Genomic DNA, 24,750 nt, shown 5'->3' on the forward strand with positions numbered 1-24,750 from the left:
GCGCGCGCGGCTCAGACCAGCGGCTTGGGCAGGTAGGAGAGCCGCGCCCGGCGGCGCAGGATGACCTTGCGGGTGCCGTCGGCGTGCAGCTGGAGGCGGGCGAGCTCCCAGCCGCCGACGTCGGACTGCAGGCTGAGCATCGTGGCGGCCGCGGACCGGGAGGTGCCCGGCGGGATGCGCAGCGGCGCGAACTCGTAGTCCCCGGCGGTGTCCATCGGCCCGATTGTGCCTGCCGTTCGTGCTCCGGGCACGTGTTCGTCGTCTCCCTCACACCGTCCCGGCCTGCCGGGACAGCGGCTGGACGGCACGATGGAGCCCAGACCGCACCCGCTTCTCAGGGAGGACGACGTGACCGAGCCCGGTTTCTCGAGCGACGTGCCCGACGCCGACCGCGCGGAGCAGGAGGCGTACCTCGAGCCGCCCGCGCCCGCCCGCGCCGCGGAGGCGAACTCGCCCTCCGGCGACGTACCGGAGGCCGACGCGCTGGAGCAGCAGCTCGCCGCCCGCCCGGGGGAGGCCGGCGCCCCGCGCGGTCCCCTCGGCACCCGCGAGGCCGACGACGCCGACGTGCTGGAGCAGGACGCCGACGTACCGCTGGACGACGAGGACCAGCCCGGCTGAGCGAGCGCCTCCGCCTCGACCGTCGCGGCGCTGGTCCCGGACGGCCGGTCGGGGTCCGCCAGCCAGGTGATCGTCTGGGTTCCCCACGCCGTGGGGCGCCACCGGCCACAGCACCCGGTGGGGATCGCGCGAGGCCGCGGTCGAGTAGCCCGGAGACGAGTAGTTCTCTGCCCACTCAGGCGGGGCAGAGCGCTACTGCCCGCGGCCCCGCACCCGGTGGGTTCGGCCGGCGGGTCGTGGGTCCACTGCCGCCCGGCAGCCACGCGGCCCCTCCTGGCCGAGCCGGTCGTCACCGCACCCCTTCCGGGGCGAGAGCAGCGGGTCGGTCCGTCGGCCGGGTGAATCCGGCGCCCCGGGCTGCCACGCCGCTCGCCGACCACCAGAGTGGACGGCGGAGCACGGGGAGGAGCACCCATGACGACGGACGGCGACGGGCGGACGGCGCCCGAGACCGAGGTGTGCGGTGCCAAGGTGCCCGGTGCCGAGGTGCGCGCCGCCGCCGAGCGGTGGGCCCGGGCCGCCGGGCTGCCCACCTCCGTGCTGGACGAGCCGGCACCGGCGACCCCGTCGACGACCGCCCGCCTCGTGCGCGGGCTGCTGCTCGGGGCGGCGGTCGGCGCCGTGCTGGTGCTGTCGGCCGCGCAGGGCCTCACCGCCGCGCTCTGGGGCCTGATCGCGCTGGTCGTCGGCCTGCTCGTGGGCCGGGTCGCGCAGGACCGGCGCCGTCCGGTGTCCAGTACGGTGCCGCGGCGGCTCTGAACGCCCCACACCCCTGCACGCAGCCGCGACTGGCCGGATCCACGTCTCTTTGGTTAGCCTGCCCTAACCACCAGGAGGCGCCATGCCGAGCAGCCCGACCCACCCCGCGCCCGAGCGCCGTCCCGACGCCTCCGCCCTGCGTCCGGAGCCGGCCGAGCGCGCCCGCACCGTCGCCACCCGGGCCGCCGCGACCGTCTGCGCGCCCGGCGTCGAGGGCGGCCGGTTGCTGGCGCACACCGTCACCCGCGCGGGGCAGGTGCTGCTGGTCGTCCCGGCGGACGGGGACATCGCCTCAGCCGTCGACAAGGCCCCCGACCAGGACCTCTCCGCGCTGCTGATGGTCAGCGACCACGCGCCGGTGCCGCTGCGCCGGCCGGTCCGGGCGCAGCTGTGGCTGAGCGGCTGGGCCACCCCCGTCCGGCCCGAGGACCAGCGCGCCGCACTCCTCGCCTTCGCCGAGACCCGGCCCACGGAGGTGCTGCTGGACGTCGGCCGGACCGCGCGGCTGCTGCGGCTCGACCTCGCCGAGGTGGTGCTGGGCGAGGGCGGGAAGGGTGTCGACGTGAGCCCGCAGGAGTTCGCCGCGGCGCGCCCCGACCTGCTGGCCGCCGTCGAGGCCGACCACCTGCGCCACCTGGCCGGCGCGCACGCCGACGTCGTCGAGCTGCTGACCGCCCGGGTCCCGGCCGAGGTGGTGGGCCCGGCCGGCGTCGTCCGCCCGCTCGGGCTGGACCGGTTCGGCTTCCGCCTGCGCGTCGAGCGGCCGTTCGGTCACACCGACGTGCGCGTCCCGTTCGCGCGGCCGCTGACCTGCGCCGGGCAGCTCGGGGCCGCCGTCGGCCGGCTGCTCTGCACTGCCCGGGCCGCGCGGCGCAGCTAGCCGGACACCTCGCGCAGCAGCTCGGCCAGCCGTGTCCGCCGCGGCCGGACGTCGACGTCGCGCACCGCCCGGGCCAGGGCCGCCCCGCTGGCGTGCACGATCGACAGGTGCTGCTGCGCCCTCGTGAGGGCGGTGTAGACCAGCGGGCGGGACAGCATGCCGCCCGCCTCCGGCGGGAGCACGACGACGACGCCGGGCCACTCCGAACCCTGCGCGCGGTGCACGGTGATCGCCCACCCGTGGCGCAGGTCGAACAGCGCCTGCCCGTTCACCGTCACCGGGCCGGAGCTGAAGTCGACGGTCAGCGAGCCGTCGCCGGTGCCGGTGACCACGCCGACCTCGCCGTTGGCGAACCCCACGGGCTCGAGGTCCATGTGGTTGGCGGTGGCCACCACGCGATCGCCCGGGTCGAAGCCGAACACCGCGCCCTCGCCAGGGTTCAGCTGCGCCTTGAGCGCCTTGTTCAGCTCGATCGTGCCGGCCGGCCCGCGGTGCACCGGGGTGACGACCTGCACCGCACCCGGGTCGATGCCGAGTGCGCGCGGGATCGAGTCGGTGACCAGCTGCACCACCCGGCGGGCCGCCTCGGCGCTGCCGGTGGCCGGCACGACGACGACCTCGCGGTCGGGGGAGTCCACCGGGGGCAGCTCGCCGCCGCGGACGGCCGACGCCAGCCGGGCGATCGCCCCGCCCTCGGCCTGCCGGTAGAGGGTGGTCAGCTCGGTCACCGGGACGGCTCGCGAGTCGATGAGGTCGCCCAGCACGTGCCCGGGGCCGATCGAGGGCAGCTGCGCGGGGTCGCCGACCAGGAGCAGGTGGGTCCCGTCGGGGCAGGCCTCCAGCAGCGCGGCGGTGAGCTCGACGTCGAGCATGGAGGCCTCGTCGACCACCACGACGTCGGCGTCCAGCGGCCACTCCTCGTTGCGGGAGAACCCGCCGGAGGCACCCTGCGCGCCGAGCAGCCGGTGCACGGTGACCGCCGGGTGGTCGGTGAGCTCCTCCAGCCGCTTGGCCGCCCGGCCGGTGGGCGCGGCCAGCGCCACGTCGGTGCCCTTGGTGCGCAGCAGCTGCACGATCGCGGCGACCGTGCGGCTCTTGCCCGTGCCCGGGCCCCCGGTGAGCAGGCTGACCCCGGCCGAGAGCACCTGGGCCACGGCCTTCTTCTGCGCCTCGTCCAGCCCCTTGGCCACCGAGCGCACCGAGGCGGGATCGGCGATCCGCCCCGCGGCGGCGGCGAGCCGGGCGATGTTCTCGGCCACCGCCTCCTCGGCCATGCCGTACCGGGCCAGCGACAGCGTCCGCAGCGCGGGATCCGGTTCGGCTTGCTCTGCGCCGTCGTCCCCACCCGCCCTGTCCTCGTCGGACTCCGGCTCCGGCGGCTCGTGCTCGAGCACGTCACCGGAGTCGACGGCGGCCACGACCGCGGCGGCGGGGTCGGCGACGCCCTCGGCCTGCAGCGCCGCCACGACCAGCTCGACGGGCAGCACGGTGTGCCCGTCCCGGGTCGCGGTGCGCAGGGTGAGCCCCACGATCGCCCGCCCGCGCCGGGCGTCCTGCCGGTCGGCGCCCTTGAGCACGGCGATCGCCAGCCGGTCGGCGTCGGTGAGCGTGACCCCGGAGAGCCCCAGCAGCGCCCAGGGGTCGTCGCGCAGCCGGCGGGCGGCGTCGGGGCCGAGCGCGTCGGCGACGCCGGCGGCCAGCTTGGCAGGCAGGCCCGCGCCCACCAGGAGCTCGACCACCTCGTAGGTGGGGGCGGCGGCCAGGAAGCTGGAGAACAGCCGCTCGGCGCGCTGCCGGCCCACCCGCGGCAGCTTCAGCAGCCGGTCGGCGGTGACGTCGTCGGGGGTGGTGACGCCGGCGGCGGGCAGCTCGGCCGCGGCGCGCTTGCCGAGCCCCGGCCACAGCCCCGCGGTGCAGAACGCGGCGAAGACCAGGTCCGGGCCGGGGGTCGTCGGGTCGGCGCTCACCGGTCCGACCGGCGATCGGGGTAGCTGAAGTGCGGGGCGGAGACGTCCTCCAGCGCCGTGCGGATCGCCGCGGGCAGGCGGACGCCGTCGGCGTCGAGGGACGCCTGCAGCTGCTGGGCGGTGCGGGCACCCACCACCGGCGCGACGACGCCGGGCCGGTCGCGCACCCAGGCCAGCGCCACCGCCAGCGGCGTGGTGCCCAGGCCCTGGGCGGCGGTGATCACCGCCTCGACGATGCGGTCGGCGGTGGCCGAGCGGAGGCCGTCGATGAAGCCCTGCCACTGCGCGGAGGCACCGCGGGACTCCGAGGGCGTGCTGTGCCGGTACTTGCCGGTGAGCAGGCCCCGACCCAGCGGCGACCAGGCGAGCACGCCCAGGCCCAGCGCCTCGGCCGCCGGCACGACCTCGCGCTCGACGCCGCGCTGCAGCAGGGAGTACTCGACCTGGGTGCTGACCAGCGGGGTGCGCCCCGGCCAGGCCTTCTGCCAGGTCGCGGCCTGGGCGGTCTGCCAGCCGGTGAAGTTGCTCACGCCGACGTAGCGCGCCCGGCCCGAGGAGACGGCCAGGTCGCAGGCGGCCAGCGTCTCCTCCAGCGGCGTCGACTCGTCCCAGGCGTGCAGCTGCCAGAGGTCGACGTAGTCCAGGCCGAGGCGCTCCAGCGACGCGTCCAGCGCCGAGATCAGGTGGCCCCGCGAGGCGCCCCGGCCCATCGGACCGGGCCCGGTGCGCCCGACGGCCTTCGTGGCGACCAGCACCTGTGACCGGGGGACGACGTCGGCGAGCAGGTGGCCCAGGGTGCGCTCGCTCTCGCCTTCGCAGTAGACGTCGGCGGTGTCGACCAGCGTGCCGCCGGCGTCGACGAAGGCCGTGAGCTGCATGGCGGCCTCGTCCTCGTCGGTGTCGCCGCCCCAAGTCATCGTCCCCAGCGCGAGCCGGGACACGATCAGACCGCTGCGCCCCAACGCCCGTTGCTCCACGACCGGCCAACCTACCGCCGCCGACCGACGGTCACCCGGGAGCACCGGGACCTTCGGGGCGGCGCGCCGGGCGTCCCGGGGCCGACGCCTAGGGTGAGCACCCGTGCCCGAACGCTCCTGCTCCCGCCCGGCTGCCCGTGTCCTGACCGGGGGGTGCTGAGGTGGGCTGGATCGAAGCCGTGGTCCTCGGCCTGGTGCAGGGGCTCACCGAGTTCCTGCCCATCTCCTCCAGCGCGCACCTGCGCGTGGTCGGGGAGGCCTTCGGGTGGGACGATCCCGGCGCGGCGTTCACCGCGATCACCCAGATCGGCACCGAGGCCGCCGTGCTGCTGTACTTCCGGCACGACATCTGGCGGATCATCACCGCCTGGGTCGCCTCGCTGGGCGGGCGCCGGAAGGGTGACCCCGACGCCCGCATGGGCTGGCTGATCATCGTCGGCACGCTGCCGATCGTCGTGCTGGGGCTGCTGTTCCAGGACTCCATCGAGACGACGTTCCGCGACCTGCGGATCACGGCGACGGCGCTCATCCTGTTCTCCCTGGTGCTGTTCTGGGCCGACCGGGTCGGCGCCAAGCGCCGGGAGCTCGACCGGTTGACGGTGGGCCACGGCATCGCCTTCGGTTTCGCGCAGGCGATGGCGCTGATCCCCGGCGTCTCCCGCTCCGGCGGGACGATCACCGCCGGCCTCTTCCTCGGGTACACCCGCTCCGCGGCGGCGCGGTACTCCTTCCTGCTCGCCGTCCCGGCCGTGCTGGGCGCGGGCTTCTTCCAGGTGTACGAGGTGCTCACCGGGGACGTCGCCGGCCCGCCGATCGCCTGGGGGCCGACCATCCTGGCCACCGTCCTGGCGTTCGCCGTGGGCCTGGTCGTCATCGCCTGGCTGCTGCGCTACCTCGACCGGGGCAGCTACGTGCCGTTCGTCGTCTACCGCATCGTGCTCGGGCTGCTCATCCTCGGCCTGGTGTTCACCGGCGTGCTGGATCCGGCCACGCCCGTCGACGTCACGCCGACGCCGATCCCGCGCTGACCGCACCCTCGCGACCCGGAGCCGGACCCCCGCCGGGGGGCGCGGGGGGGGGGGGGGGGGCAGCCCGCCCGGCCCGGCGCTCCCCCCACCCCCCCCCCCCGCCCCCGCCCCGCCCCGGCGCCCCGAGGGGGTGCTGGGGAGCTCAGCCCTCCGTGCCGGCGTCGAGGTCGAGCGTCTCGATCATCGCGTCGAGCACCTCGACGTTGCGTCGGTAGTCGAACATCGGCAGGCCGATGGTGTCGGCGACCAGCGTGCGTGGGCCGTTCTCGCCGTCCGGCAGCCGGACGGCGTAACGGGTCGAGGGCGTGCCCACGGGCCAGAGGCCCTCACCGGTGGCGGTCCGCTCGATCCGCACCGACTCCCGGCCGTCCACGGTCAGCTCGCGGCGCGCCTGCTCGCCGGGCCGTTCCTGGGTCACCCGGTCGAAGGCCACCGACTCGACCGAGAAGGCGATCGCGGCCACGCGCACGTCGGTGGCGTCGGGCACGTCGAAGTCCTGCGGGGAGAACCGGCTGCAGGACGGCACGGTCTCACCGGCGTTGACTGCCCAGTCCGAGGGGTGGTCGACGGTGTACCCGGCGGGGCTCGTGCACGTCTCGCCGAGGGTGACGCCGTCGCCGGGCTCCCGGTCCAGCACGTCGATCACGATGCGCTGCGGATCGGACAACCGGGCGACGGCGAACGGGCGGCGCTGGTCCAGCCCGGCGAAGAACGAGTACCGGCCCTCGAAGAGGCCGTCGGCGACCAGGGCCTGCAGCGTGCTCGTCCCGGCGATCTCCAGCTGCTCCTGGCCCTCCCAGGGCGGGACACCCTCGGGGGCATCGGCCGGGAGGAGCAGGTTGGTCAGCGTGATCCCCAGCGTGGTGTCGCCGGGAACCTGCACCGGCTCGCCGGAGCCCTGGCTGCGCGGGTCCTCGGTGTAGCCGACCTCGTAGCCGGCCTCGCCGTCCCCGGCGAGCTCGAAGACGATCCGGTCGAAGCCGTCGTGGGCCCCCAGCCGGACGTCGGTCAGCGTGACCGGCGACCCGGTCGCCTCCGCGTCGACGTCGGCGGTGCCGCCCTGGCCGACCGGCTCGAGGGTGCCGGAGCCGCCGTCCTCACCGGGCTGGTGCAGGACGTCGACGACCAGCCGGGAGGGGTCGGAGAACGTGGTGACGCCGAAGGGCACCCGCTCCTCCAGCCCGATCGTCCAAGCGAGCATCGACTCGAAGTCGCCCGTCTGGACCGCCTCGGTGATCACCTGCCCGCCGGGGGCGGTGAGCTGCTCGCGCCCGGTGTAGGTCTCGCGCGGCTGCTCGCCGGACAGGTCGACGCCGCTTGCGGGGCTGACCCGGACCTGCAGGAACGCGGAGCCGGCGACGCCGACCTGCCGACCGGAGCCGTCCTCGGTGATCGGCGGCTCGACGTAACCGACCCGGTAGCTGGGGACCTCGTCGCCCTCGAACTCGAGGACGAACCGGTCGAAGTCCTGGTGCCCGGCGGCGCGCACGTCGGTCAGGTAGGCCGCGGAGCCACCGGCGGGGAAGTCCCCGGCCTCCACGGTCCCGGTGCCGGGGTTGCCGACCGGGGGCAGCGGCTGGTCGGCCGACTGCAGGGTGCCGGGCGGACCCGGCTCGGTCGGGACGACGGTCGGTGGTGGGGCGGTCGGGGCGCCGGCGGTCACCAGCAGAGTGCTGGCGCCCAGTCCGGCGAGGAGCAGTCGCATCATCGCGATCTCGCCTTCCGGTCTCGGGTCTCCGGTCCCTCGAAGGCCTGCCCGCGGGTTGCGCTCCCGAACCCGGCTCGGCGTCCCGTCACCGGATCGTCACGTGGACCACGGCGGCCGGGAGGGGTCCGCGCCCAGGTGGGCCGCGGGAACGGGTGCCGGACGGGCAGCGCCTACGCTCGCCCGGTGACCACCGTCATCCTGCTGCGGCACGGCCGGAGCACCGCGAACACCGGCGGGGTGCTCGCCGGCTGGACCCCCGGCGTCGAGCTCGACGAGACCGGGCAGGCGCAGGCCCGGGCGATGGGGGAGCGGCTGGCGAAGGTGCCGCTGGCCGCCGTCGTCAGCAGCCCGCTGGAGCGGTGCCGGCAGACCGCCGCCGCGGTGCTCGCCGGGCGCGACCTGGAGCCGGCGACCGACGACCGGCTGGGCGAGGCCCGCTACGGCGACTGGACCGGCCGGCCGCTCGAGGAGCTGGCCAAGGAGCCGCTGTGGAAGGTGGTCCAGCAGCACCCCTCGGCCGCCGTCTTCCCGGGGCCGGAAGGGGAGGGGCTCGCCCACACCCAGGCCCGGGCCGTGGCCGCCGTCCGCGAGTGGAACGCCCGGCTCGGGCCCGACGCGGTGTGGCTGGCCTGCAGCCACGGCGACGTCATCAAGGCCGTGCTCGCCGACGCGCTCGGGCTGCACCTCGACCAGTTCCAGCGGATCGTCGTCGACCCCGCCTCCATCTCGGTGGTCAGCTACACCGAGACCCGCCCGTTCGTGGCGCGGATCAACGACACCGGGGGCGACGTCGCCGCGCTCCTCCCGCACCCGGGCGAGGGCCGGCGCGGGACCGACTCCGACGCCGTCGTGGGCGGCGGGGCGGGCGCGACCGCCTGAGCACGCCGGGCCCGTCCAGGAGCTCGCGCCGAGCGTCCGAGGCGTGAGGGGGAGAGGTCCCTCCACCGCGTAACCTGGGCGCGTGCCCCGCCAGGTCCATCTCTTCGATCGCCCCAGCCGGTTCGTCGCAGGGACGGTGGGGCAGCCGGGGGACCGCACCTTCTACCTCCAGGCCACCGACGACACCGGGCGCACCGTCAGCGTCGCGCTGGAGAAGAACCAGGTGCAGGTGCTGGCCGACCGGATGAACGACCTGCTCGACGAGATCAGCGGCCGGGCCGGCACGGTCATCCCACCGGAGGCCGACGTGGACGACCTGGAGCCGCTCACCGCACCGGTGGACGAGGAGTTCCGGGTCGCCGCCATGGGCCTGGCCTGGGACGGCACCGAGGAGGCCGTCGTCGTCGAGGCGGTGGCCGCCGGCGAGGAGCCGATCGAGGAGGACGTGATCCTCTCCGACAGCGAGGAGGGGCCCGACGCCCTGCGGGTGACCATCACGCCGATGGCCGCGCGGGCGTTCGTCGCCCGAGCCCGGCGCGTGGTGGCCGCCGGGCGCCCGTCCTGCCCGCTGTGCTCGCTCCCGCTGGACCCGGTGGGCCACGTGTGCCCGCGGCAGAACGGGTACCGCCGCTGAGCGGCGACCCCGCGGAGGACGTCGTCCTCCGGCCGCCCGCCGGTGACGAGGAGGCGCGGCGGCTCCTCGACGAGGGCGAGATCGACCTCGAGGGCCGGATGCTCGACGCCTCGAACGTGACCCTGGTCGGCACCATCCGGTGCGGCGACCTGGTCGCCGAGTGCGTCTACAAGCCGGTCGCCGGGGAGCGGCCGCTGTGGGACTTCCCCGACGGCACCCTCGCCGGCCGGGAGATCTCGGCCTACCTGGTGTCCGAGGCGACCGGCTGGCGGGTCGTCCCGCCCACCGTGCTGCGGGAGGGTCCGTTCGGCCCCGGGATGGTGCAGCTGTGGGTGGACGGCGACGAGGACGTCGATCTGGCCGCCTTCGTGCGCCGCGACGACCCGGCGCTGCGCCGCATGGCCGTGTTCGACGCGGTCGTGAACAACGCCGACCGCAAGGGCGGGCACATCATCCAGATGCCCGGCGGCCACGTGCACGGCGTCGACCACGGCATCTGCTTCTCCGTGGACCCCAAGCTGCGCACCCTGCTGTGGCGCTGGGCGGGCAAGCCGCTGACCGTCGAGGCGGTCGAGGTGCTGGACCGGCTCGGCGACGAGCTGCGCGGCGACCTCGGGGAGCAGCTGCACGAGCACCTGACCCGCGCCGAGGTGCGCTGCACCCAGCGGCGGGTGGCCGAGCTGCTGCGCACCGGCCGGCACCCCGAGCCCAGCGGGGAGTGGCCGGCGCTGCCCTGGCCGCCCTTCTGACTGTCGCCCTCCGGGCTCCGACCGCGGCCACGTGCCGTCCCCGCTGCGCTGAGCCGTTGCCCGGCATCGCTCGGGAGGCCTCCGGCCCCCGCTCACGACGCCGGCCTCGCGGGGCGGCTCGCCGCCGGCCTCCCGCGAGACCGACGAACTCGTGGCCATCGGGCGCTGATCACCACGACGTCGTCGCACTCGCGCCGCAGGCACCGGCGTCCTGTCGGTGCCGTGCGCCAGCATCCCGGGCATGCCGCACCGCAGCCGCTTGTCCATCCTGTTGCTCGACCTCCCGCCGGAGCACCACGCCGCCGGCACCGCCTTCTGGGCCGGCGCCACCGGCCGCCCCGCCCAACCCGATGCCGACGACGCCGGCTGGGCGTCGCTGGGGTCGTTCGCCGACGGGTGGCACGTGGAGGTCCAGCGGACCGGGGAGGGGACGCCGCCGCGCTGGCACGTCGACGTCGAGGCCGACGACATCCCGGCCGAGGTGGCGCGGCTGGAAGCGCTCGGCGCCACCCGCCACCGCGACATGGGCTCGTTCTGGCAGCTGCTCGACCCGGCCGGCCTGGTGTTCTGCGTCGTCGGTGTCCAGACCGGCGAGGAGTTCGCGCGCCATGCGGTGACCTGGCCGTGAGCCCGAAGAAGCGCAGCCGCCGCCCGGGTGCCCGCCGACCCGCGCCCCGTGGCCACGTGTGCCGACCGACAGACCCGCTGTCGATCGTCTCCACGCGCATCCTCGACGGTTCTGAGCCGCTACGTCTGGTGGTCCGCAACGACGACGGCAGCTGGCAGTTCCTGTGCGGCACTCCGGTCGACGTCGACCACCTCCTGACCACGCACGCCCACCACCTGTTCGACGAGTTCCCTGACGACCTCCGGCCGCTCGCCGGGCTGCCGGTCGGCCACCTCGCCGAGCGCTACGGGCCCGGCTTCCCCTGGCGGATCGAGCCGTACGAGGAGGAGTGACACCGCACCCGCCCGTGCGCCGTCGTGGGCCGGCCCCTCACTCCAGGCGGACGAGGTCGATCATCGCGGCCGCCTGGAGGCCGTCGCCGTCGACGGTGAGCACCTCGAGCGGCACCCGGCGCCAGGCGGCCAGGAGCAGGTCCCCGGCGGTCCCGGTGAGCGCGGCGATCGGGAAGGGCTTCGTGCCGGGGAAGAGGGTGCGCTCGGCGTCGGCGTCCACCGCGTGCAGGACCACCGGGTGCGCGTGCTCGGGCGGGCCGTCGGGGAGGGTGCCGGGCACCATGACCTCCAGCCACTCGTCCAGGCCGTCCAGCGCCACCGCGGTCGGGACGGGGCGCACGTCGCCGAGCACCTGCTCGACGTCGACGGTGTGCACGGTGGCCTCCTGGAGCTGCCGGCGCAGGACGAAGGCCACGTCCTTCCGCGGCGCCCAGGTCCACACCCGCTCCGCCGGGTCGGCCCCGACCAGCGCCGTCTCCAGCTCCGCGCTCTGCGCGATCACGTAGCCCAGCAGCTCGTCGTCGGCGTGCCGCTCCGGCTCGACGTAGGCGGACGGGTCCTGGGCACGGGTGCGCACCACCCAGGCCCAGAAGTGCTGCACCTCGGCCAGGTGCCACACCAGGTCGGCGAGCGTCCAGTCCGGGCAGCCGGGCACGCGAGCGCGCCAGCCGTGCGCGAGCACGGCCTCCGCGGCGGCGTCGGCGAACCGGGCGTCGACGCACCGCAGCGCCGGCAGGTACTCGGAAAGCTGCATCGCTCCTCCTCGTGGGCCGGGTGCGAGCGCCCCGTGCCCCTCCGCCGTGATGACCCGCACGGACGTGCGGGCAGGTGCCGTCGGACCACGCCTCTAGGCTCGTGCCGTGCTCTCCTGGCCCGCCCCGCTGCTGCCGACCCTGCCCGGCACCGGCCCCGTCCTCAAGGTCTACGACACCGCCCGCGGCGAGATCGTCGCGACGACGCCGGACCGGACGGCGCGGATGTACGTCTGCGGCATCACCCCGTACGACGCGACGCACCTCGGTCACGCCGCCACCTACCTGGCGTTCGACCTGGTCAACCGGGTGTGGCGCGACGCCGGCCACGCGGTCCACTACGTGCAGAACGTCACCGACATCGACGACCCGCTGCTCGAGCGCGCCGAGCGCGACGGCGAAGACTGGATCGTCCTGGCGATGCGCGAGACGGCCCTGTTCCGGGAGGACATGACGGCGCTGCGCGTCCTGCCGCCCGAGGACTACGTGGGTGCGGTCGAGGCGATCCCGCGCATCGTGGCGCACGTCGAGCGGCTGCTCGACGACGGGCTGGCCTACGTGCTCGACGACGGCACCGGCGACGTCTACCACGACGTCGCGCAGGCGCCCGGGTTCGGCTCGGAGTCCGGCTACGACGAGCGAACGATGCTGGCGTTCTTCGCCGAACGCGGCGGCGACCCCGACCGTCAGGGCAAGCGCAACCGCCTCGACCCGATGCTCTGGCGCGGTGAGCGCCCCGGGGAACCGGCCTGGCCCGGCCCGCGGGGCACGCGGGGCCGGCCGGGCTGGCACGTCGAGTGCGCCACCATCGCGCTGGACACCATCGGCATGGGCTTCGACGTCCAGGGCGGCGGCAGCGACCTGGTCTTCCCGCACCACGAGTACTCCGTGGTGCACGCCGAGGCCCTCACGGCCACCAAGCCGTTCGCCCGGGCCTACGTGCACGCGGCGATGATCGGCCTGGACGGCGAGAAGATGAGCAAGAGCCGGGGCAACCTGGTCTTCGTCTCCAAGCTGCGGGGCGAGGGCGTCGACCCGATGGCGATCCGGCTGGCCCTGCTCTCCGGGCACTACCGCACCGACCGGACGTGGACCGGCGACCTGCTCACCGAGGCCCAGGAGCGCCTGGCCACCTGGCGCCAGGCCGTCGCGCGCGAGGTCGGTGCCCCCGCCGGCCCGGTGCTGCACGGGCTGCGCGAGCGCCTCGCCGACGACCTCGACAGCTCCGGCGCGATCGCGCTGGTCGACGCCTGGGCCGAGCGCACCCTGGCCGGCGGTGAGGACCTCGAGGAGCACGCGCCGCAGGTGGTCTGCGACGCCGTGGACGCGCTCCTGGGCGTGGACCTGCAGGTCGGCTGATGACCAGCGCCCCCGCCGGCTCCTTCCGGCTGACCGACCGGGCGGCCCGCGAGCGGGCCGAGGAGCAGCTCGCGCCCGCCGCGACGCGGGCGGCCGGCACCCGGGGGCGGGCCCGCCCGGAGCCGGAGGACGGGCTGCGCACCGCGTTCGAGCGCGACCGCGACCGGATCCTGCACGCCAAGGCGTTCCGCCGGCTCAAGCACAAGACGCAGGTCTTCCTCCACCCCGACGGCGACCACTTCGTCACCCGGCTCACGCACACGCTGCAGGTGACGCAGGTGGCCCGCTCGCTGGCCCGGGCGCTGGGGCTCAACGAGACGCTCGCCGAGGCGATCGCCCTGGGGCACGACGTCGGGCACTCGCCGTTCGGGCACATCGGCGAGGAGGCGTTCGACCCCTACGTGCCCGGCGGGTGGCACCACGCCGCGCAGGGGGTGCGGATCGTCGAGGTGCTGGAGGACCTCAACCTGACGTGGGAGGTGCGCGACGGAATCCGGGCGCACAGCTGGAAGATCGACCCGCCGCCGGACACCCGCGAGGCGGAGTGCGTGCGGTACGCCGACCGGATCGGCTACCTGTCCCACGACGCCCTGGACGCCGTCCGGGCCGGGGTGATCCGGGTCGCGGACCTGCCCTCCCGGGCGCTGGCCGTCTTCGGGCAGCCCGGCAGCGAGATGGTCGGGTCGATGATCGACGCGGTCGTGGAGGGGTCGCTGGCCGACGGCGGCCGTGTCGTCATGGCGCCGGAGCCGCTGGCGGCGATGCACGAGCTGCGCGGCTTCATGTTCGCGCGCGTGTACGCCTCCGACGTCGCCGCGGGGCAGAAGCACCTCGCGATCGACGTCATCCGCCGGCTGGTCGACCACCACCTGGCCCACCCCGAGCTGATCCCGGCCAGCTACCGCGACACCGAGGCCGAGCCGCTCACCCAGGTCGTGGACTACGTCTCGGGGATGACCGACCGGTTCGCCCTGGCCACCCACGACCGACTGTTCGACGCCGACGCGTCCGCGCAGATGCGCCCGCTGCTCACCGAACGCTGACGGCCGGCCGACCAGGTCCCCGCGGCAAGGGTCGGCCGGTGGTCGTCTCACCGCCGCCGAGAGAGCCCCCGGCCGACGGTCGATGTCGTGCCGGCCGGGATGCTGGGTCCCGCACGGACGACCGCGCCGACCTCACGGCGCGACAGGGACAGCCGGACGTGCGCGATGCCGGGCCGCTGCCGTGGCCTCGTGCCGGGTGATCAGGGCGTGGAGCGCGGGATCGTCGAGTTGGGAGGCCACCGCCCGGGCCGCCGCCACCCCGTTGCGCGCGCCCGCCTCCGCCCGATGCAGGTGCGCCCGGGCTAGCAGGGGACGCATGCTGCCGCGCGCGGCGATCGCGGTCAGCCGGTCGATCCTCGCCAAGGCCGCCCGCCCGGCGTCAGGGGCGGCGGCGCAGGCGGCCTCCAGGAGCCGGGCGTAGGGCCAGAGGTACCACGGCGCAGGGGCCAGCCCCCGGTCGCACCAGCGCTGGGCCCGAGGCCGGTCGCCCTCGACCAGAGCGAGCCGGGCCTCACCGTGGGCGACCGTCGCCATCCAGCAGTGGTCATCGCTCTCCGTCGCCAGGACCCAGGCGTGATCGAGCAGGTCGTGCGCCGTCCCACGGTCCCCTAGCCCGATCGCCGCCTCCGCCCGGAACGCCTCCGGCCACGGTTGGAACGCCGTCCACGCGTCCTGGGATACGAGCTGCAGAGCGGTGTCCAGGACGGGCACGGCGAGGGCGTGCTCGGCGCGCAGCGTGTGGATCCGCCCCACCATCGCCAGCGACCACGCCTGCTGGCGGGTGTCGCCCGCCCGGACGGCGCGTCCCACGGATTCGTCCAGGCACCGGAGGGCGCCGTCGTACTCCCCGCCGTCAGTGAGGCACATGCCGCGCACCCCGAGCGTCCGGGCGGTCTCGCCGTTCTCGTCGGTGGCACGCTGCGCCTCGTCCAACCACACCAGGGCGCGGTCGTGCTGCCCCCGCTGCACGCCCAGGAAGCCCAGCTCCCGGCAGGCCGCGGCGACGAGCCCTTCGGCCTGCGCCGTGCGCGCGAGGGCCGCGGCTGCATGCAGGAGCGAGCGCACCTCGGTGCCCCGTTCGCCCGCGCCGTGGACCCGAGCACTCGCGAGAGCCAGGAAGGCACCGGCCCGTAGCGCGGGCGCACCGACCCCGACCGCCACGTCGGCGGCCCGCTGGAGCTGGTCGAGACCACGGTCCACGGCGCCGGCTCTCATCGATGCCTGGCCGGCGTCGAGGTAGGAGCGCACGGCCGCGACGCCGGCCACTGGGAGCTGCCCCGAGCACGGCGGCCTGGTGGCCGCGAGGATCTCGGCCGGCGGGGCGCAGCCGAGCTCGCGGCGGAACAGCCGGACGCACCGGACGGCCTGGCGGCGGGCGCCTACGTGATCTCCGGCCGCACCGAGGCTCCGCACCAGGATGGCGTGGTGCCCGGGATCGAGCGGGTCCATCGCCACGGCTCGTGCCGCCAGCTGTGCTGCCGTCCCCGCCGAGCCCCGGGCGAGCTGGTCGAGGGCGCATTCCACCAGGACGGCCTCCGCACAGCTGCGGATCCTGCACCGTTCCGCCGAGAGCCACGCGTCGAACCCGGGGGCGGTCGGCAGGCTCAGCCCCTCCAGGAGCTCCCGGCCGAACCCCGCCAGCTCCACCGCCTGCGCGCAGCCGCCGTCGGTGAGTTGCCGGACGTCGACGCTGCTGCCGGGCGTCAGCTGCAGGCAGAGCGGATCGCCGTCGAGCGACGCGGCTGCACGCAGGACCCGCCGGAGCTCGCTGATGTTCCAGCGCAGGGCGCCCGGAGGGTCCTGGGCTTCGGCGAAAAGGAGGTCCACCAGGGTGCGGCGCGGGACCGGGCGGTCGCTCAGGGCGAGGTGGGCCAGCAGGGCCCAGGCCTTGTTGCCCCGCGGCGGGTCGACCGGGACGCCGTCCAGAAGGACCTTCGGCCGTCCCAGGAGGGTCACCGCGACCACGGTCATGGCCTCGCCTCCTCCGACACCGGAACGGTAGCGGCGACGGCGCCGACGAGCGGGTGCCGGCGAGCGGGCCGGGGCGGCGGCAGCGGTGGACCCGTCACCGCCGCCGTGGCGTCACGCTCCGGCGGCGGCGAGGGACCGCACGTCGCCGGTCGTGAGGCACGTGCCGCCGATGCCCCAGTCACCGCTGGCGACCTCTTCCACGACCACCCAGGTGACCCCCCGCATGGCCTCGCCCTCGATGGCGACCATCGCGTCGGTGAGCCTCTCGACGATGGCGTGCTTCTGCTCGGACGTGAACACGCCCTCGATGACCTTCACGTTGACGAACGGCATGGTTCCTCCTCTGTCGGGCCGGCCGACGTGCCGGCAGAAGGAGGATCGACCGCGGGCGTGTGACGCCCCGTGTGACGGACGTCGGGGGAGCGGGAAGCCCGGTGTCAGGCGCCGCCGGCGGAGCCGCCGCGGCGGCGCAGATACCTCTCGAACTCGCGGGCGATCTGATCGCCGTTGGCCTGCGAGAGGTCGACCTCGGTGGCCCGCTCCTCCAGGGAGCGCACGTACTCGACGACCTCGGCGTCCTCGCTGGCCATCTCGTCGACCGTCTTCACCCAGTCGTCGGCCTGCTGCGGCAGCGCGCCGAGCGGCACGGTGATCTCCAGGACCTCCTCCACCCGCTGCAGCAGCGCGACGGTGGCGCGCGGCGACGGCGGCTGGGAGACGTAGTGCGGCACGGCGGCCCAGAAGCTGATCGCCGGCAGCCCCGCCTGCACGCACGCGTCCTGGAAGACGCCGAGGATGCCGGTGGGGCCCTCGTAGCGGGAGGTCTCCAGCCCGTAGGCCCGGGCCGACTCGCCGTCGTAAGCCGAACCGGTGACGGGCGTGGGCCGGGTGTGCGGGGTGTCGGCCAGGAGGGCGCCGAGGGCGACGACGATCGAGGCGTCGAGCTCGTCGAGGATCTCCAGCAGCTCCTCGCAGAAGCCCCGCCAGCGCATGTTCGGCTCGATCCCGCGGATCAGCACCACGTCGCGGTCCAGCCCCTCGGGCCGTGCCACCGAGATGCGGGTGGTGGGCCACTCGACGCGCCGGCTCACCCCGCCGACGAGGGAGACGGTGGGGCGGTTGACCTGGAAGTCGTAGTAGTCCTCGGGGTCCAGCGCGGCCAGGGGCTTGGCGTCCCAGATCAGCTCGAGGTGCTCCACGGCCCCCGTGGCGGCGTCCCCGGCGTCGTTCCAGCCCTCGAACGCCACCACGACCACCGGGTCGGTGAGCTGCGGCAGGTCATCTGCATCGGGCGTCGGATCGATCACCTCTGCCAGCCTACGTCGATCCCGCCGTCCCGCCCGGCGCACGCCCGCGGTTCACCCACCGGCGGGTTGCCCGGTCCACGACGCCCGCTGCACCGCAGGTGCCCCGGGTGCGACAATGGGCGCCGACATCGGGAACGCCCAGGCCTGGGCCAGCCCGCCGGGGTGACGCTGCCCGCGGCCCGCACGCCCATCGAGAGACCCACTGGGGAACCCTGTGTCCGAGTCACCCACCGTCCGTCCGGACGTCACGGCCGAGCTCACCGCGCTGCTCCAGGAGCGCATCCTCGTCCTCGACGGCGCCATGGGGACGGCGATCCAGCGCGACCGGCCCGACGAGGCCGGCTACCGCGGGGAGCGGTTCGCCGACTGGCCCAGCGACGTGCAGGGCAACAACGACCTGCTGAGCATCACCCAGCCGCAGATCATCGCCGCGATCCACCGCGAGTACCTCGAGGCCGGCGCGGACCTCATCGAGACCAACACCTTCAACGCCACCACGATCTCCCTGGCCGACTACGGCATGCAGGAGCTGGCCTACGAGCTGAACGTCGCCTCCGCACGACTGGCGCGCGCCGAGGCCGACGCGATGGCCGCCCGCACGCCGGGCAAGCCGCGCTTCGTCGTCGGCGCCATCGGACCGACCAGCCGGACGGCGTCCATCTCGCCCGACGTCAACGACCCCGGCGCGCGCAACATCACCTTCGACGAACTGGTCGCCGCTTACCTCGAGCAGGCGAACGGGCTGGTCGACGGCGGTTCGGACGCACTGCTGGTCGAGACGATCTTCGACACCCTCAACGCCAAGGCGGCCGTCTTCGCCCTGGAGACGCTGTTCGAGGAGTGGGGGCGCCGCTGGCCGGTGCTCATCTCGGGCACGATCACCGACGCCTCCGGCCGCACGCTCTCCGGGCAGGTGACCGAGGCGTTCTGGCACTCGATCCGGCACGTGAAGCCGCTGCTGGTCGGCCTCAACTGCGCGCTCGGCGCGAAGGAGATGCGGCCCTACATCGCGGACATCGCGCGCGTGGCCGACACGTTCGTGTCCTGCTACCCCAACGCCGGGCTGCCCAACGCCTTCGGGGAGTACGACGAGGCCCCGGAGGAGACCGCCGCGATCATCGGCGAGTTCGCCGGGAGCGGCTTCGTGAACCTGGTGGGCGGCTGCTGCGGCACCACGCCCGCGCACATCGCCGCGATCGCCCGGGCCGTGGAGGGGCAGGCGCCGCGCGTCCCGGTCCAGGTCCGTCCGGCGCTGCGGCTGTCCGGGCTGGAGCCGCTGTCGGTCACCGAGGAGTCCCTGTTCGTCAACGTCGGCGAGCGCACCAACATCACCGGCTCGGCCCGCTTCCGGAACCTCATCAAGGCCGGTGACTACCCGGCCGCGCTCACCGTGGCCCGGCAGCAGGTCGAGGCCGGCGCCCAGGTCATCGACGTCAACATGGACGAGGGGATGATCGACGGCGTCGAGGCGATGGACCGCTTCACCAAGCTGATCGCCGCCGAGCCCGACATCTCCCGCGTGCCCGTCATGGTCGACTCCTCCAAGTGGGAGGTCATGGAGGCCGGCCTCAAGAACATCCAGGGCAAGGCGATCGTCAACTCGATCTCCCTGAAGAACGGCGAGGAGGAGTTCGTCCACCACGCGCGCCTGTGCCGTAAGCACGGCGCGGCCGTCGTCGTCATGGCCTTCGACGAGGACGGCCAGGGCGACACCCTCGAGCGCCGCACGCAGATCTGCCGCCGCGCCCACGACATCCTCGTCGAGCAGGTCGGCTTCCCGGCCGAGGACATCATCTTCGACCCCAACGTCTTCGCCGTCGCCACGGGCATCGAGGAGCACGCGAGCTACGGTCTGGACTTCATCGAGTCCACGCGCTGGATCAAGCAGAACCTGCCCGGCGCGCTGGTCTCCGGCGGCGTCTCGAACGTGTCGTTCTCCTTCCGCGGCAACAACCGGGTGCGCGAGGCGATCCACTCGGTCTTCCTCTACCACGCGATCGCGGCGGGCCTGGACATGGCGATCGTCAACGCCGGCCAGCTCGAGGTCTACAGCGAGGTCCCCGAGGTGCTGCGCGAGCGCATCGAGGACGTGGTCCTCAACCGCCGTCCGGACAGCACCGAACGGCTGCTGGAGATCGCGGGGGACTTCGCGGGCGACGGCTCGGTCAAGGAGGTGGCCACCGAGGAGTGGCGGTCGCTGCCGGTGGGCGAGCGGATCACCCACGCCCTGGTGAAGGGGATCGACGAGTTCGCGGAGAGCGACACCGAGGAGCTGCGCCAGGAGATCGCCGCCCGCGGCGGCCGGCCGATCGAGGTCATCGAGGGCCCGCTGATGGACGGCATGAACGTCGTGGGCGACCTCTTCGGCGCCGGCAAGATGTTCCTGCCGCAGGTGGTGAAGTCCGCCCGCGTGATGAAGAAGGCCGTCGCCCACCTCATCCCCTTCATCGAGGCGGAGAAGCAGCCCGGCGACGCCGAGCGGACGAACGGCTTGGTCGTCATGGCGACGGCGAAGGGCGACGTGCACGACATCGGCAAGAACATCGTCGGCGTCGTCCTGCAGTGCAACAACTACGACGTCGTGGATCTGGGCGTCATGGTGCCGCCGCAGAAGATCCTGGACGCCGCCAAGGCCGAGGGTGCCGACATCATCGGCCTCTCCGGGCTGATCACGCCGTCGCTGGACGAGATGGTCACCCTCGCCTCGGAGATGGAGCGGCAGGGCTTCGAGGTCCCGCTGCTCATCGGCGGCGCGACGACGTCCCGCGCGCACACGGCGGTCAAGATCGCGCAGAAATACCACGGGCCGGTGATCTGGGTGAAGGACGCCTCGCGGTCGGTGCCGGTGGTCGCCGCGCTGCTGTCGGACGAGCAGCGCCCGCAGCTGCTGGCCGAGACCGACGCCGACTACGCGGCGCTGCGCGAACGGCACGCCGCCCGCCAGGACAGCCGGAAGCTGCTGCCGCTGGAGCAGGCGCGGGCGAACGCGACCCCGGTGGACTGGAGCGGCTACACCCCGCCACGGCCCCGCATGCTCCTCCAGCAGGCGAAGGACGTCTGCACGGGTCCCGGCTGCGACCACCTGCACGACGACGCCACGCAGTTCGTGAAGACCTTCCCCGACTACCCGCTCGAGGAGCTGCGCGGCTACATCGACTGGCAGCCGTTCTTCAACGCCTGGGAGATGCGCGGCCGGTTCCCCGACATCCTGCACAACCCGGCGACGGGGGAGGCCGCCCGGCGGCTGTACGAGGACGCCCAGGCGATGCTCGACCGGATCGTGGCGGAGCGCTGGCTGCGGGCCAGCGGCGTCCTCGGGCTGTTCCCGGCCAACCGGGTCGGCGGCGAGGACATCGCGGTCTACACCGACGAGTCCCGCACCGCCGTCCGGGCGACCCTGCACCAGCTGCGCCAGCAGACCGAGGGCCGCGACGGATCCCCGCGCAAGTCCCTGGCCGACTTCGTGGCGCCCGAGGAGACGGGGCTGCGCGACTACGTCGGCGCCTTCGCGGTCACCGCCGGCCTCGGCTCGGCCGAGCGGGTGGCGGCGTTCAAGGGGGAGAACGACGACTACAGCGCGATCATGCTCGAGGCGCTGGCCGACCGGCTGGCCGAGGCGTTCGCCGAGCGGCTGCACGAGCGGGTGCGCCGGGAGTTCTGGGGCTACGCCGCCGACGAGTCGCTGGACAGCCAGGCGCTGATCGCCGAGAAGTACCGCGGCATCCGCCCCGCTCCGGGCTACCCGGCCTGCCCCGAGCACACCGAGAAGCTGACCATCTGGGACCTGCTCGACGTCGAGGCGGCCACGGGGATCCAGCTCACCGAGAGCCTGGCCATGTGGCCCGGTGCCGCGGTGAGCGGTCTCTACCTCGCCCACCCGCAGGCGCAGTACTTCGTGCTGGGCCGGGTGGGGCGCGACCAGGTCGAGGACTACGCCGCCCGCAAGGGGTGGACGATCGCCGAGGCGGAGCGGTGGCTCTCGCCCAACCTCGGGTACCGCACCGAGGACGAGTAGGAGAACCCGGGTGCCTCCCACCGCTCGCAGGCTCGCGGCGGGACCCTGCCCCGGGCCGCTCCATCAACTCACTCGACGACGAGCACGTCGGCGTAGCCGGGGGAGTGGCGGCTGGCGAAGGGGTGCGGGCCCGGTTCCGCGGGGGCCAGGAAGGTGGTCAGCGTCCCGCTCGGGACGACGACGTCGAACGACCCGTCGGCCGCGGTGAGCGTGACCTCCGCGGCGGACGAGTTGAAGACGGTCACCCGCGACCCCGGCGCGACCGGGCCGGCGACGTGGAAGCGCTCGTCGTCGACGAGCACGGCCACCGACAGCTCGCCGTGGTCGTGCCCGGCCATCGGGTCGGCGCCCGCTGCCGGCGCGGTGGTGGGCGCGGCCGTGCGCTCGGCGCCCGCCGGGGGCGGCGAGGCCGCGAGCGCGACGGCCAGCGCGACCGTCGCCAGCATGAGCACGACCTCGCCGGCGGCGAACCGGCGGAAGTCCCGGCCGTCGCCGGCGCGCAGCCGGGGGAGGGTGTGCCGGCGGTGGAGCGCCCCGAGCACGCCCAGGACGGTCAGGCCGGCGGTCTTGGCCAGCAGCAGGGCGCCGTAGCCGGTGCCCAGCGCCGCCAGCGCCCCTGCGGTCCCGCCCAGCAGCAGACCCGCGGCGAGCAGGCCGGAGGCGGCCGTGGCGAGGAAGCAGACCAGCGCCAGGCGGCTGAACCGCCGCGCCGCCTCGCTCGTGGCCGCGCCGTGGTGGGCGTGGACGAGCAGGGCCAGCAGACCGCCGACCCAGGCGGTCGCGGCGACGACGTGGACGCCGAGGGCCGTGACGGCGAGCAGGTGGTCCTCCGCCGTCGCGGAGTGGCCGCTGAGCACGGCCGGGACCACGAGCGCGGCCCCCGCCACGAGGAGCAGCGACGCCGCGGCCGGGACGCCGGTGCTCCGGCGGGCGGCGACCCCGACCAGCGCGGTGAGCGCCACCACCAGCAGCGCGGCCCGGCCGGCACCGGTGTCCTCGAGGAAGACCCGCAGCGGGGACCACGTCAGCGACGTGGGGGAGGTGCCCACCAGCCGGCTCACCGTGAGCAGCGCACCCAGGGCCGTCGCCCCGGCCCAGACCAGCGCCCACGCCGACGCCGCACGCAGCGCCCGGCGGAACTCCACCGGCAGGCCGGCCCGGCCGGGTAGCAGGACGGCGGCGAGCAGCAGCGTGCCGACCGTCCCGACCGCCGCGATCCGTCCGACCAGGGTGACCAGGGGGAGCCCCCACCCGACCAGCGCGCCTCCGCCGCTGAGCTCCGCCGGATCCGCCTCGGGGGCCCCACCGCCGACCACCAGGGCGCCGACGAGGAGCGCGGCCAGGCCCGCACCGGTGAGCACGAGCGCGAGTCCGATGCGCGGCGGCCGGCCGATGGCACCCGTCGCAGGGGCCGGCGCGACGGACACGGTGCCGGTCATCCGCGCCTGCGCTGCCGGCTCACGACGAGGCTGCCCAGGCCGACGAGGACGATCGCGCCGACGGCGACCCACACCCCGGCGACCGGGCTGCCGGCGGACGCCGGGTCCAGGTCCTCGGCCACCGCGGCGGGCGACGGCGCGGCCGGCTCCGGCGTGGGCGCCGCCGACTCCGGCGACTGCGCGGCGGGGGTGCTCCCCGCCGCGACCGTGAAGTCGAACGTGCCCGTCAGCGCGTGCCCGTCCGAGGACGTGCTGCGCCAGACGACCTGGTAGGCCCCGGCGGGCCGATCGGCGACGAGCCGCTGGACGACGGAGGTGCCCCGGATCTCCGCGTCGCCCTCGGAGAGGACGGCGCCGTTCGCATCGGTCACCAGGACGAGGGTGCCGAGGGGCAGCGGTTCGCCGGTGAACGCGAGCTCGACCGTGGCCGGCGGCGTGGGCACGGTGGTGCCGGCCGCCGGGGTCGTGCCCACGAGGCCGTCGTGCGCGAACGCGGCGGGCGCCGCACCCAGGAGGAACGCGCCGCCCAGCAGGGCGAGCAGCAGCGCGGTTCCCCTCCGACGGCGGACCTGTCGCGAAGCAGTCATGCCCGTCCTTCGTTCCCAGCCGGGTTTCCGGTTGCCCGGGGCGCGGCCAGCCTCCGGGACGGCATCGTCCCGGTCGACCACCACCCGTGTGGTCACGGGCCCCCCAGAACCGGGTGAACCGATCCGGCACCGGCTCCCGAATGCAGGTCGTGCAGCACGGCGCCGGGGGATCGGCGCGCTGCTCGGTCCCCGGACCGGAACCACGGTCGGTGCAGAGCGCGCCGGCCGGCACGACGGGTGGACGGTCCTCGACCGCCGCCCCTTCCGACCAGAGGAGCAGACCATGCGCAAGGCACTCGCACTCCCGACCGTCGCCCTGGCCGCCGCGGCCTTCCCGCTGCTGGCGGTGTCCACCGCCTCGGCGCACGAGGGCGCGCACAGCTACCAGGCCGACCTCGGCGCGCTCAACCAGTCCGGCGTCCAGGGCACCGGCATGGTGACCCTCGACGGCAACACGGCCACCGTCATGATCGAGGCCTCGGGCCTCCTGGCCGGCTCGCCGCACGCCCAGCACTTCCACATCGGTGCGCAGGGGCAGTGCCCGACCGACGCCGACGACGAGAACGGTGACGGCTTCGTCAGCGTCACCGAGGGCGCGCCGTACTACGGCGCGATCGGGTCCTCGCTGACCACGACCGGTGACACCAGCCCGGACAGCGGGCTGGCGATCGACCGGTTCCCGACCGCCGAGGGCGGCTCGATCAGCTACGAGCGCACCTTCGAGGTCAGCGACGACGTGCACGCGGCGTTCGAGGACGGCACCGCCGTCCTGGTGCTCCACGGCGTCGACAAGAACGGCAGCGGCGCCTACGACGGCGACGTCATGAGCGACCTCGACCCGTCGCTGCCCATGGAGGCCACCGCCCCGGCCGCCTGCGGCGTGCTCGAGACCGCCCAGATGGGCGCCGCTCCCGCCGGCGGTGCCGAGACCGGCGCCGGCAGCACGGCCGGCACCGAGAACCAGGCCGCCATCGGGATCGGGGCCCTGGCCGCGGCCGGTGCGGTCGCCGCGGGCACCGTCGCCTACCGCCGTCGTCAGGCCGACCAGGCCTGATCCGGCTCCGGGCCGCGCGGGGGGCAGCACGCCTCCCGCGCGGCCCGCACCCCCTCCACCA

The 24,750-nt window shown here is 75.0% G+C and carries 23 protein-coding genes; 13 read left to right on the plus strand and 10 right to left on the minus strand.

All coding sequences use genetic code 11. The annotated features are described in order from the left end of the window. Nucleotides 1-11: 11 nt before the first annotated feature. Nucleotides 12-215: a DUF5703 family protein gene (locus QOZ88_RS11575; RefSeq protein ID WP_091934805.1), complete on the minus strand. Its 204-nt coding sequence runs from the start codon at nt 213-215 to the stop codon at nt 12-14. A 133-nt stretch (nt 216-348) separates the two neighbouring features. Here QOZ88_RS11575 and QOZ88_RS11580 point away from each other — a divergent pair, with 133 nt between their 5' ends. From QOZ88_RS11580 to QOZ88_RS11590, 3 genes are all read left to right on the plus strand, one after another. Next, complete coding sequence (locus QOZ88_RS11580) at nt 349-621, plus strand: hypothetical protein (RefSeq protein ID WP_305999920.1); 273 nt, start codon at nt 349-351, stop codon at nt 619-621. Between the two features lie 414 nt (nt 622-1,035). Beyond that, a complete protein-coding gene (locus tag QOZ88_RS11585) occupies nt 1,036-1,380 on the plus strand; it encodes a hypothetical protein (protein WP_305999921.1) in 345 nt (114 codons plus the stop codon). Between the two features lie 82 nt (nt 1,381-1,462). After that, nucleotides 1,463-2,260: a DUF2470 domain-containing protein gene (locus QOZ88_RS11590; protein WP_305999922.1), complete on the plus strand. Its 798-nt coding sequence runs from the start codon at nt 1,463-1,465 to the stop codon at nt 2,258-2,260. On the opposite strand, the gene QOZ88_RS11595 is transcribed toward QOZ88_RS11590, so the two are convergent. Then, the gene (locus tag QOZ88_RS11595; RefSeq protein WP_305999923.1) at nt 2,257-4,227 is read right to left on the minus strand and encodes an AAA family ATPase; all 1,971 of its coding nucleotides are present in this window, start codon (nt 4,225-4,227) and stop codon (nt 2,257-2,259) included. The genes QOZ88_RS11590 and QOZ88_RS11595 overlap by 4 nt on opposite strands. Continuing rightward, nucleotides 4,224-5,204: an aldo/keto reductase gene (locus QOZ88_RS11600; protein WP_091935516.1), complete on the minus strand. Its 981-nt coding sequence runs from the start codon at nt 5,202-5,204 to the stop codon at nt 4,224-4,226. Before QOZ88_RS11600 ends, QOZ88_RS11595 begins: the two co-directional genes overlap by 4 nt. A 161-nt stretch (nt 5,205-5,365) precedes the next feature. Between QOZ88_RS11600 and QOZ88_RS11605 the strand changes: the two genes are divergently transcribed. Next, on the plus strand, nt 5,366-6,232 hold the full coding sequence (locus QOZ88_RS11605) for an undecaprenyl-diphosphate phosphatase (RefSeq protein ID WP_305999924.1): 867 nt from the start codon (nt 5,366-5,368) through the stop codon (nt 6,230-6,232). 142 nt (nt 6,233-6,374) lie between these two features. On the opposite strand, the gene QOZ88_RS11610 is transcribed toward QOZ88_RS11605, so the two are convergent. Next, the gene (locus tag QOZ88_RS11610; protein ID WP_305999925.1) at nt 6,375-7,940 is read right to left on the minus strand and encodes an AMIN-like domain-containing (lipo)protein; all 1,566 of its coding nucleotides are present in this window, start codon (nt 7,938-7,940) and stop codon (nt 6,375-6,377) included. Nucleotides 7,941-8,123: 183 nt separating this feature from the next. On the opposite strand from QOZ88_RS11610, the gene QOZ88_RS11615 reads away from it, so the two are divergent. From QOZ88_RS11615 to QOZ88_RS11635, 5 genes are all read left to right on the plus strand, one after another. Continuing rightward, on the plus strand, nt 8,124-8,819 hold the full coding sequence (locus tag QOZ88_RS11615; protein WP_305999926.1) for a histidine phosphatase family protein: 696 nt from the start codon (nt 8,124-8,126) through the stop codon (nt 8,817-8,819). An 82-nt stretch (nt 8,820-8,901) separates the two neighbouring features. Next, the gene (locus QOZ88_RS11620; protein WP_305999927.1) at nt 8,902-9,453 is read left to right on the plus strand and encodes a DUF3090 family protein; all 552 of its coding nucleotides are present in this window, start codon (nt 8,902-8,904) and stop codon (nt 9,451-9,453) included. Further along, complete coding sequence (locus QOZ88_RS11625) at nt 9,423-10,202, plus strand: SCO1664 family protein (protein WP_305999928.1); 780 nt, start codon at nt 9,423-9,425, stop codon at nt 10,200-10,202. The genes QOZ88_RS11620 and QOZ88_RS11625 overlap by 31 nt, the downstream gene beginning before the upstream one ends. A gap of 241 nt (nt 10,203-10,443) precedes the next feature. Beyond that, nucleotides 10,444-10,830 (plus strand): VOC family protein, encoded by a 387-nt coding sequence (locus tag QOZ88_RS11630; RefSeq protein ID WP_305999929.1) that lies wholly within the window; start codon nt 10,444-10,446, stop codon nt 10,828-10,830. 56 nt (nt 10,831-10,886) lie between these two features. Continuing rightward, complete coding sequence (locus QOZ88_RS11635) at nt 10,887-11,162, plus strand: hypothetical protein (RefSeq protein WP_139206344.1); 276 nt, start codon at nt 10,887-10,889, stop codon at nt 11,160-11,162. Nucleotides 11,163-11,199: 37 nt separating this feature from the next. On the opposite strand, the gene QOZ88_RS11640 is transcribed toward QOZ88_RS11635, so the two are convergent. Further along, entirely contained in the window at nt 11,200-11,916 is a 717-nt protein-coding gene (locus tag QOZ88_RS11640) for a maleylpyruvate isomerase family mycothiol-dependent enzyme (protein WP_305999930.1), read from the minus strand. A gap of 106 nt (nt 11,917-12,022) precedes the next feature. Between QOZ88_RS11640 and mshC the strand changes: the two genes are divergently transcribed. Together mshC and QOZ88_RS11650 are read left to right on the plus strand one after the other, a co-directional pair. Beyond that, entirely contained in the window at nt 12,023-13,273 is a 1,251-nt protein-coding gene (gene mshC / locus QOZ88_RS11645) for a cysteine--1-D-myo-inosityl 2-amino-2-deoxy-alpha-D-glucopyranoside ligase (RefSeq protein ID WP_305999931.1), read from the plus strand. After that, entirely contained in the window at nt 13,273-14,316 is a 1,044-nt protein-coding gene (locus tag QOZ88_RS11650; protein WP_305999932.1) for an HD domain-containing protein, read from the plus strand. The genes mshC and QOZ88_RS11650 overlap by 1 nt, the downstream gene beginning before the upstream one ends. A 132-nt stretch (nt 14,317-14,448) precedes the next feature. Here the strand turns inward: QOZ88_RS11650 and QOZ88_RS11655 are convergent, their stop codons facing one another. From QOZ88_RS11655 to QOZ88_RS11665, 3 genes are all read right to left on the minus strand, one after another. Continuing rightward, a complete protein-coding gene (locus QOZ88_RS11655; RefSeq protein WP_305999933.1) occupies nt 14,449-16,287 on the minus strand; it encodes a BTAD domain-containing putative transcriptional regulator in 1,839 nt (612 codons plus the stop codon). A 111-nt stretch (nt 16,288-16,398) separates the two neighbouring features. Next, the gene (locus tag QOZ88_RS11660; RefSeq protein ID WP_091935547.1) at nt 16,399-16,620 is read right to left on the minus strand and encodes a tautomerase family protein; all 222 of its coding nucleotides are present in this window, start codon (nt 16,618-16,620) and stop codon (nt 16,399-16,401) included. A gap of 104 nt (nt 16,621-16,724) precedes the next feature. Then, a complete protein-coding gene (locus tag QOZ88_RS11665) occupies nt 16,725-17,594 on the minus strand; it encodes a PAC2 family protein (protein ID WP_305999934.1) in 870 nt (289 codons plus the stop codon). A 214-nt stretch (nt 17,595-17,808) separates the two neighbouring features. Between QOZ88_RS11665 and metH the strand changes: the two genes are divergently transcribed. Next, complete coding sequence (gene metH, locus QOZ88_RS11670) at nt 17,809-21,609, plus strand: methionine synthase (protein WP_305999935.1); 3,801 nt, start codon at nt 17,809-17,811, stop codon at nt 21,607-21,609. A gap of 68 nt (nt 21,610-21,677) precedes the next feature. Here the strand turns inward: metH and QOZ88_RS11675 are convergent, their stop codons facing one another. Next, nucleotides 21,678-23,048 carry a copper resistance D family protein gene (locus QOZ88_RS11675; protein WP_305999936.1) on the minus strand — a complete coding sequence of 457 codons (1,371 nt, stop codon included), beginning with the start codon at nt 23,046-23,048 and terminating at the stop codon, nt 21,678-21,680. Further along, on the minus strand, nt 23,045-23,635 hold the full coding sequence (locus QOZ88_RS11680; protein WP_305999937.1) for a copper resistance CopC family protein: 591 nt from the start codon (nt 23,633-23,635) through the stop codon (nt 23,045-23,047). Before QOZ88_RS11680 ends, QOZ88_RS11675 begins: the two co-directional genes overlap by 4 nt. A 283-nt stretch (nt 23,636-23,918) precedes the next feature. Here QOZ88_RS11680 and QOZ88_RS11685 point away from each other — a divergent pair, with 283 nt between their 5' ends. Then, the gene (locus tag QOZ88_RS11685; RefSeq protein ID WP_091935559.1) at nt 23,919-24,689 is read left to right on the plus strand and encodes a hypothetical protein; all 771 of its coding nucleotides are present in this window, start codon (nt 23,919-23,921) and stop codon (nt 24,687-24,689) included. The last annotated feature ends 61 nt before the right edge of the window (nt 24,690-24,750 follow it).

The organism is Blastococcus carthaginiensis (assembly GCF_030731085.1).
GTDB classification, from domain to species: Bacteria; Actinomycetota; Actinomycetes; order Mycobacteriales; family Geodermatophilaceae; genus Blastococcus; species Blastococcus carthaginiensis.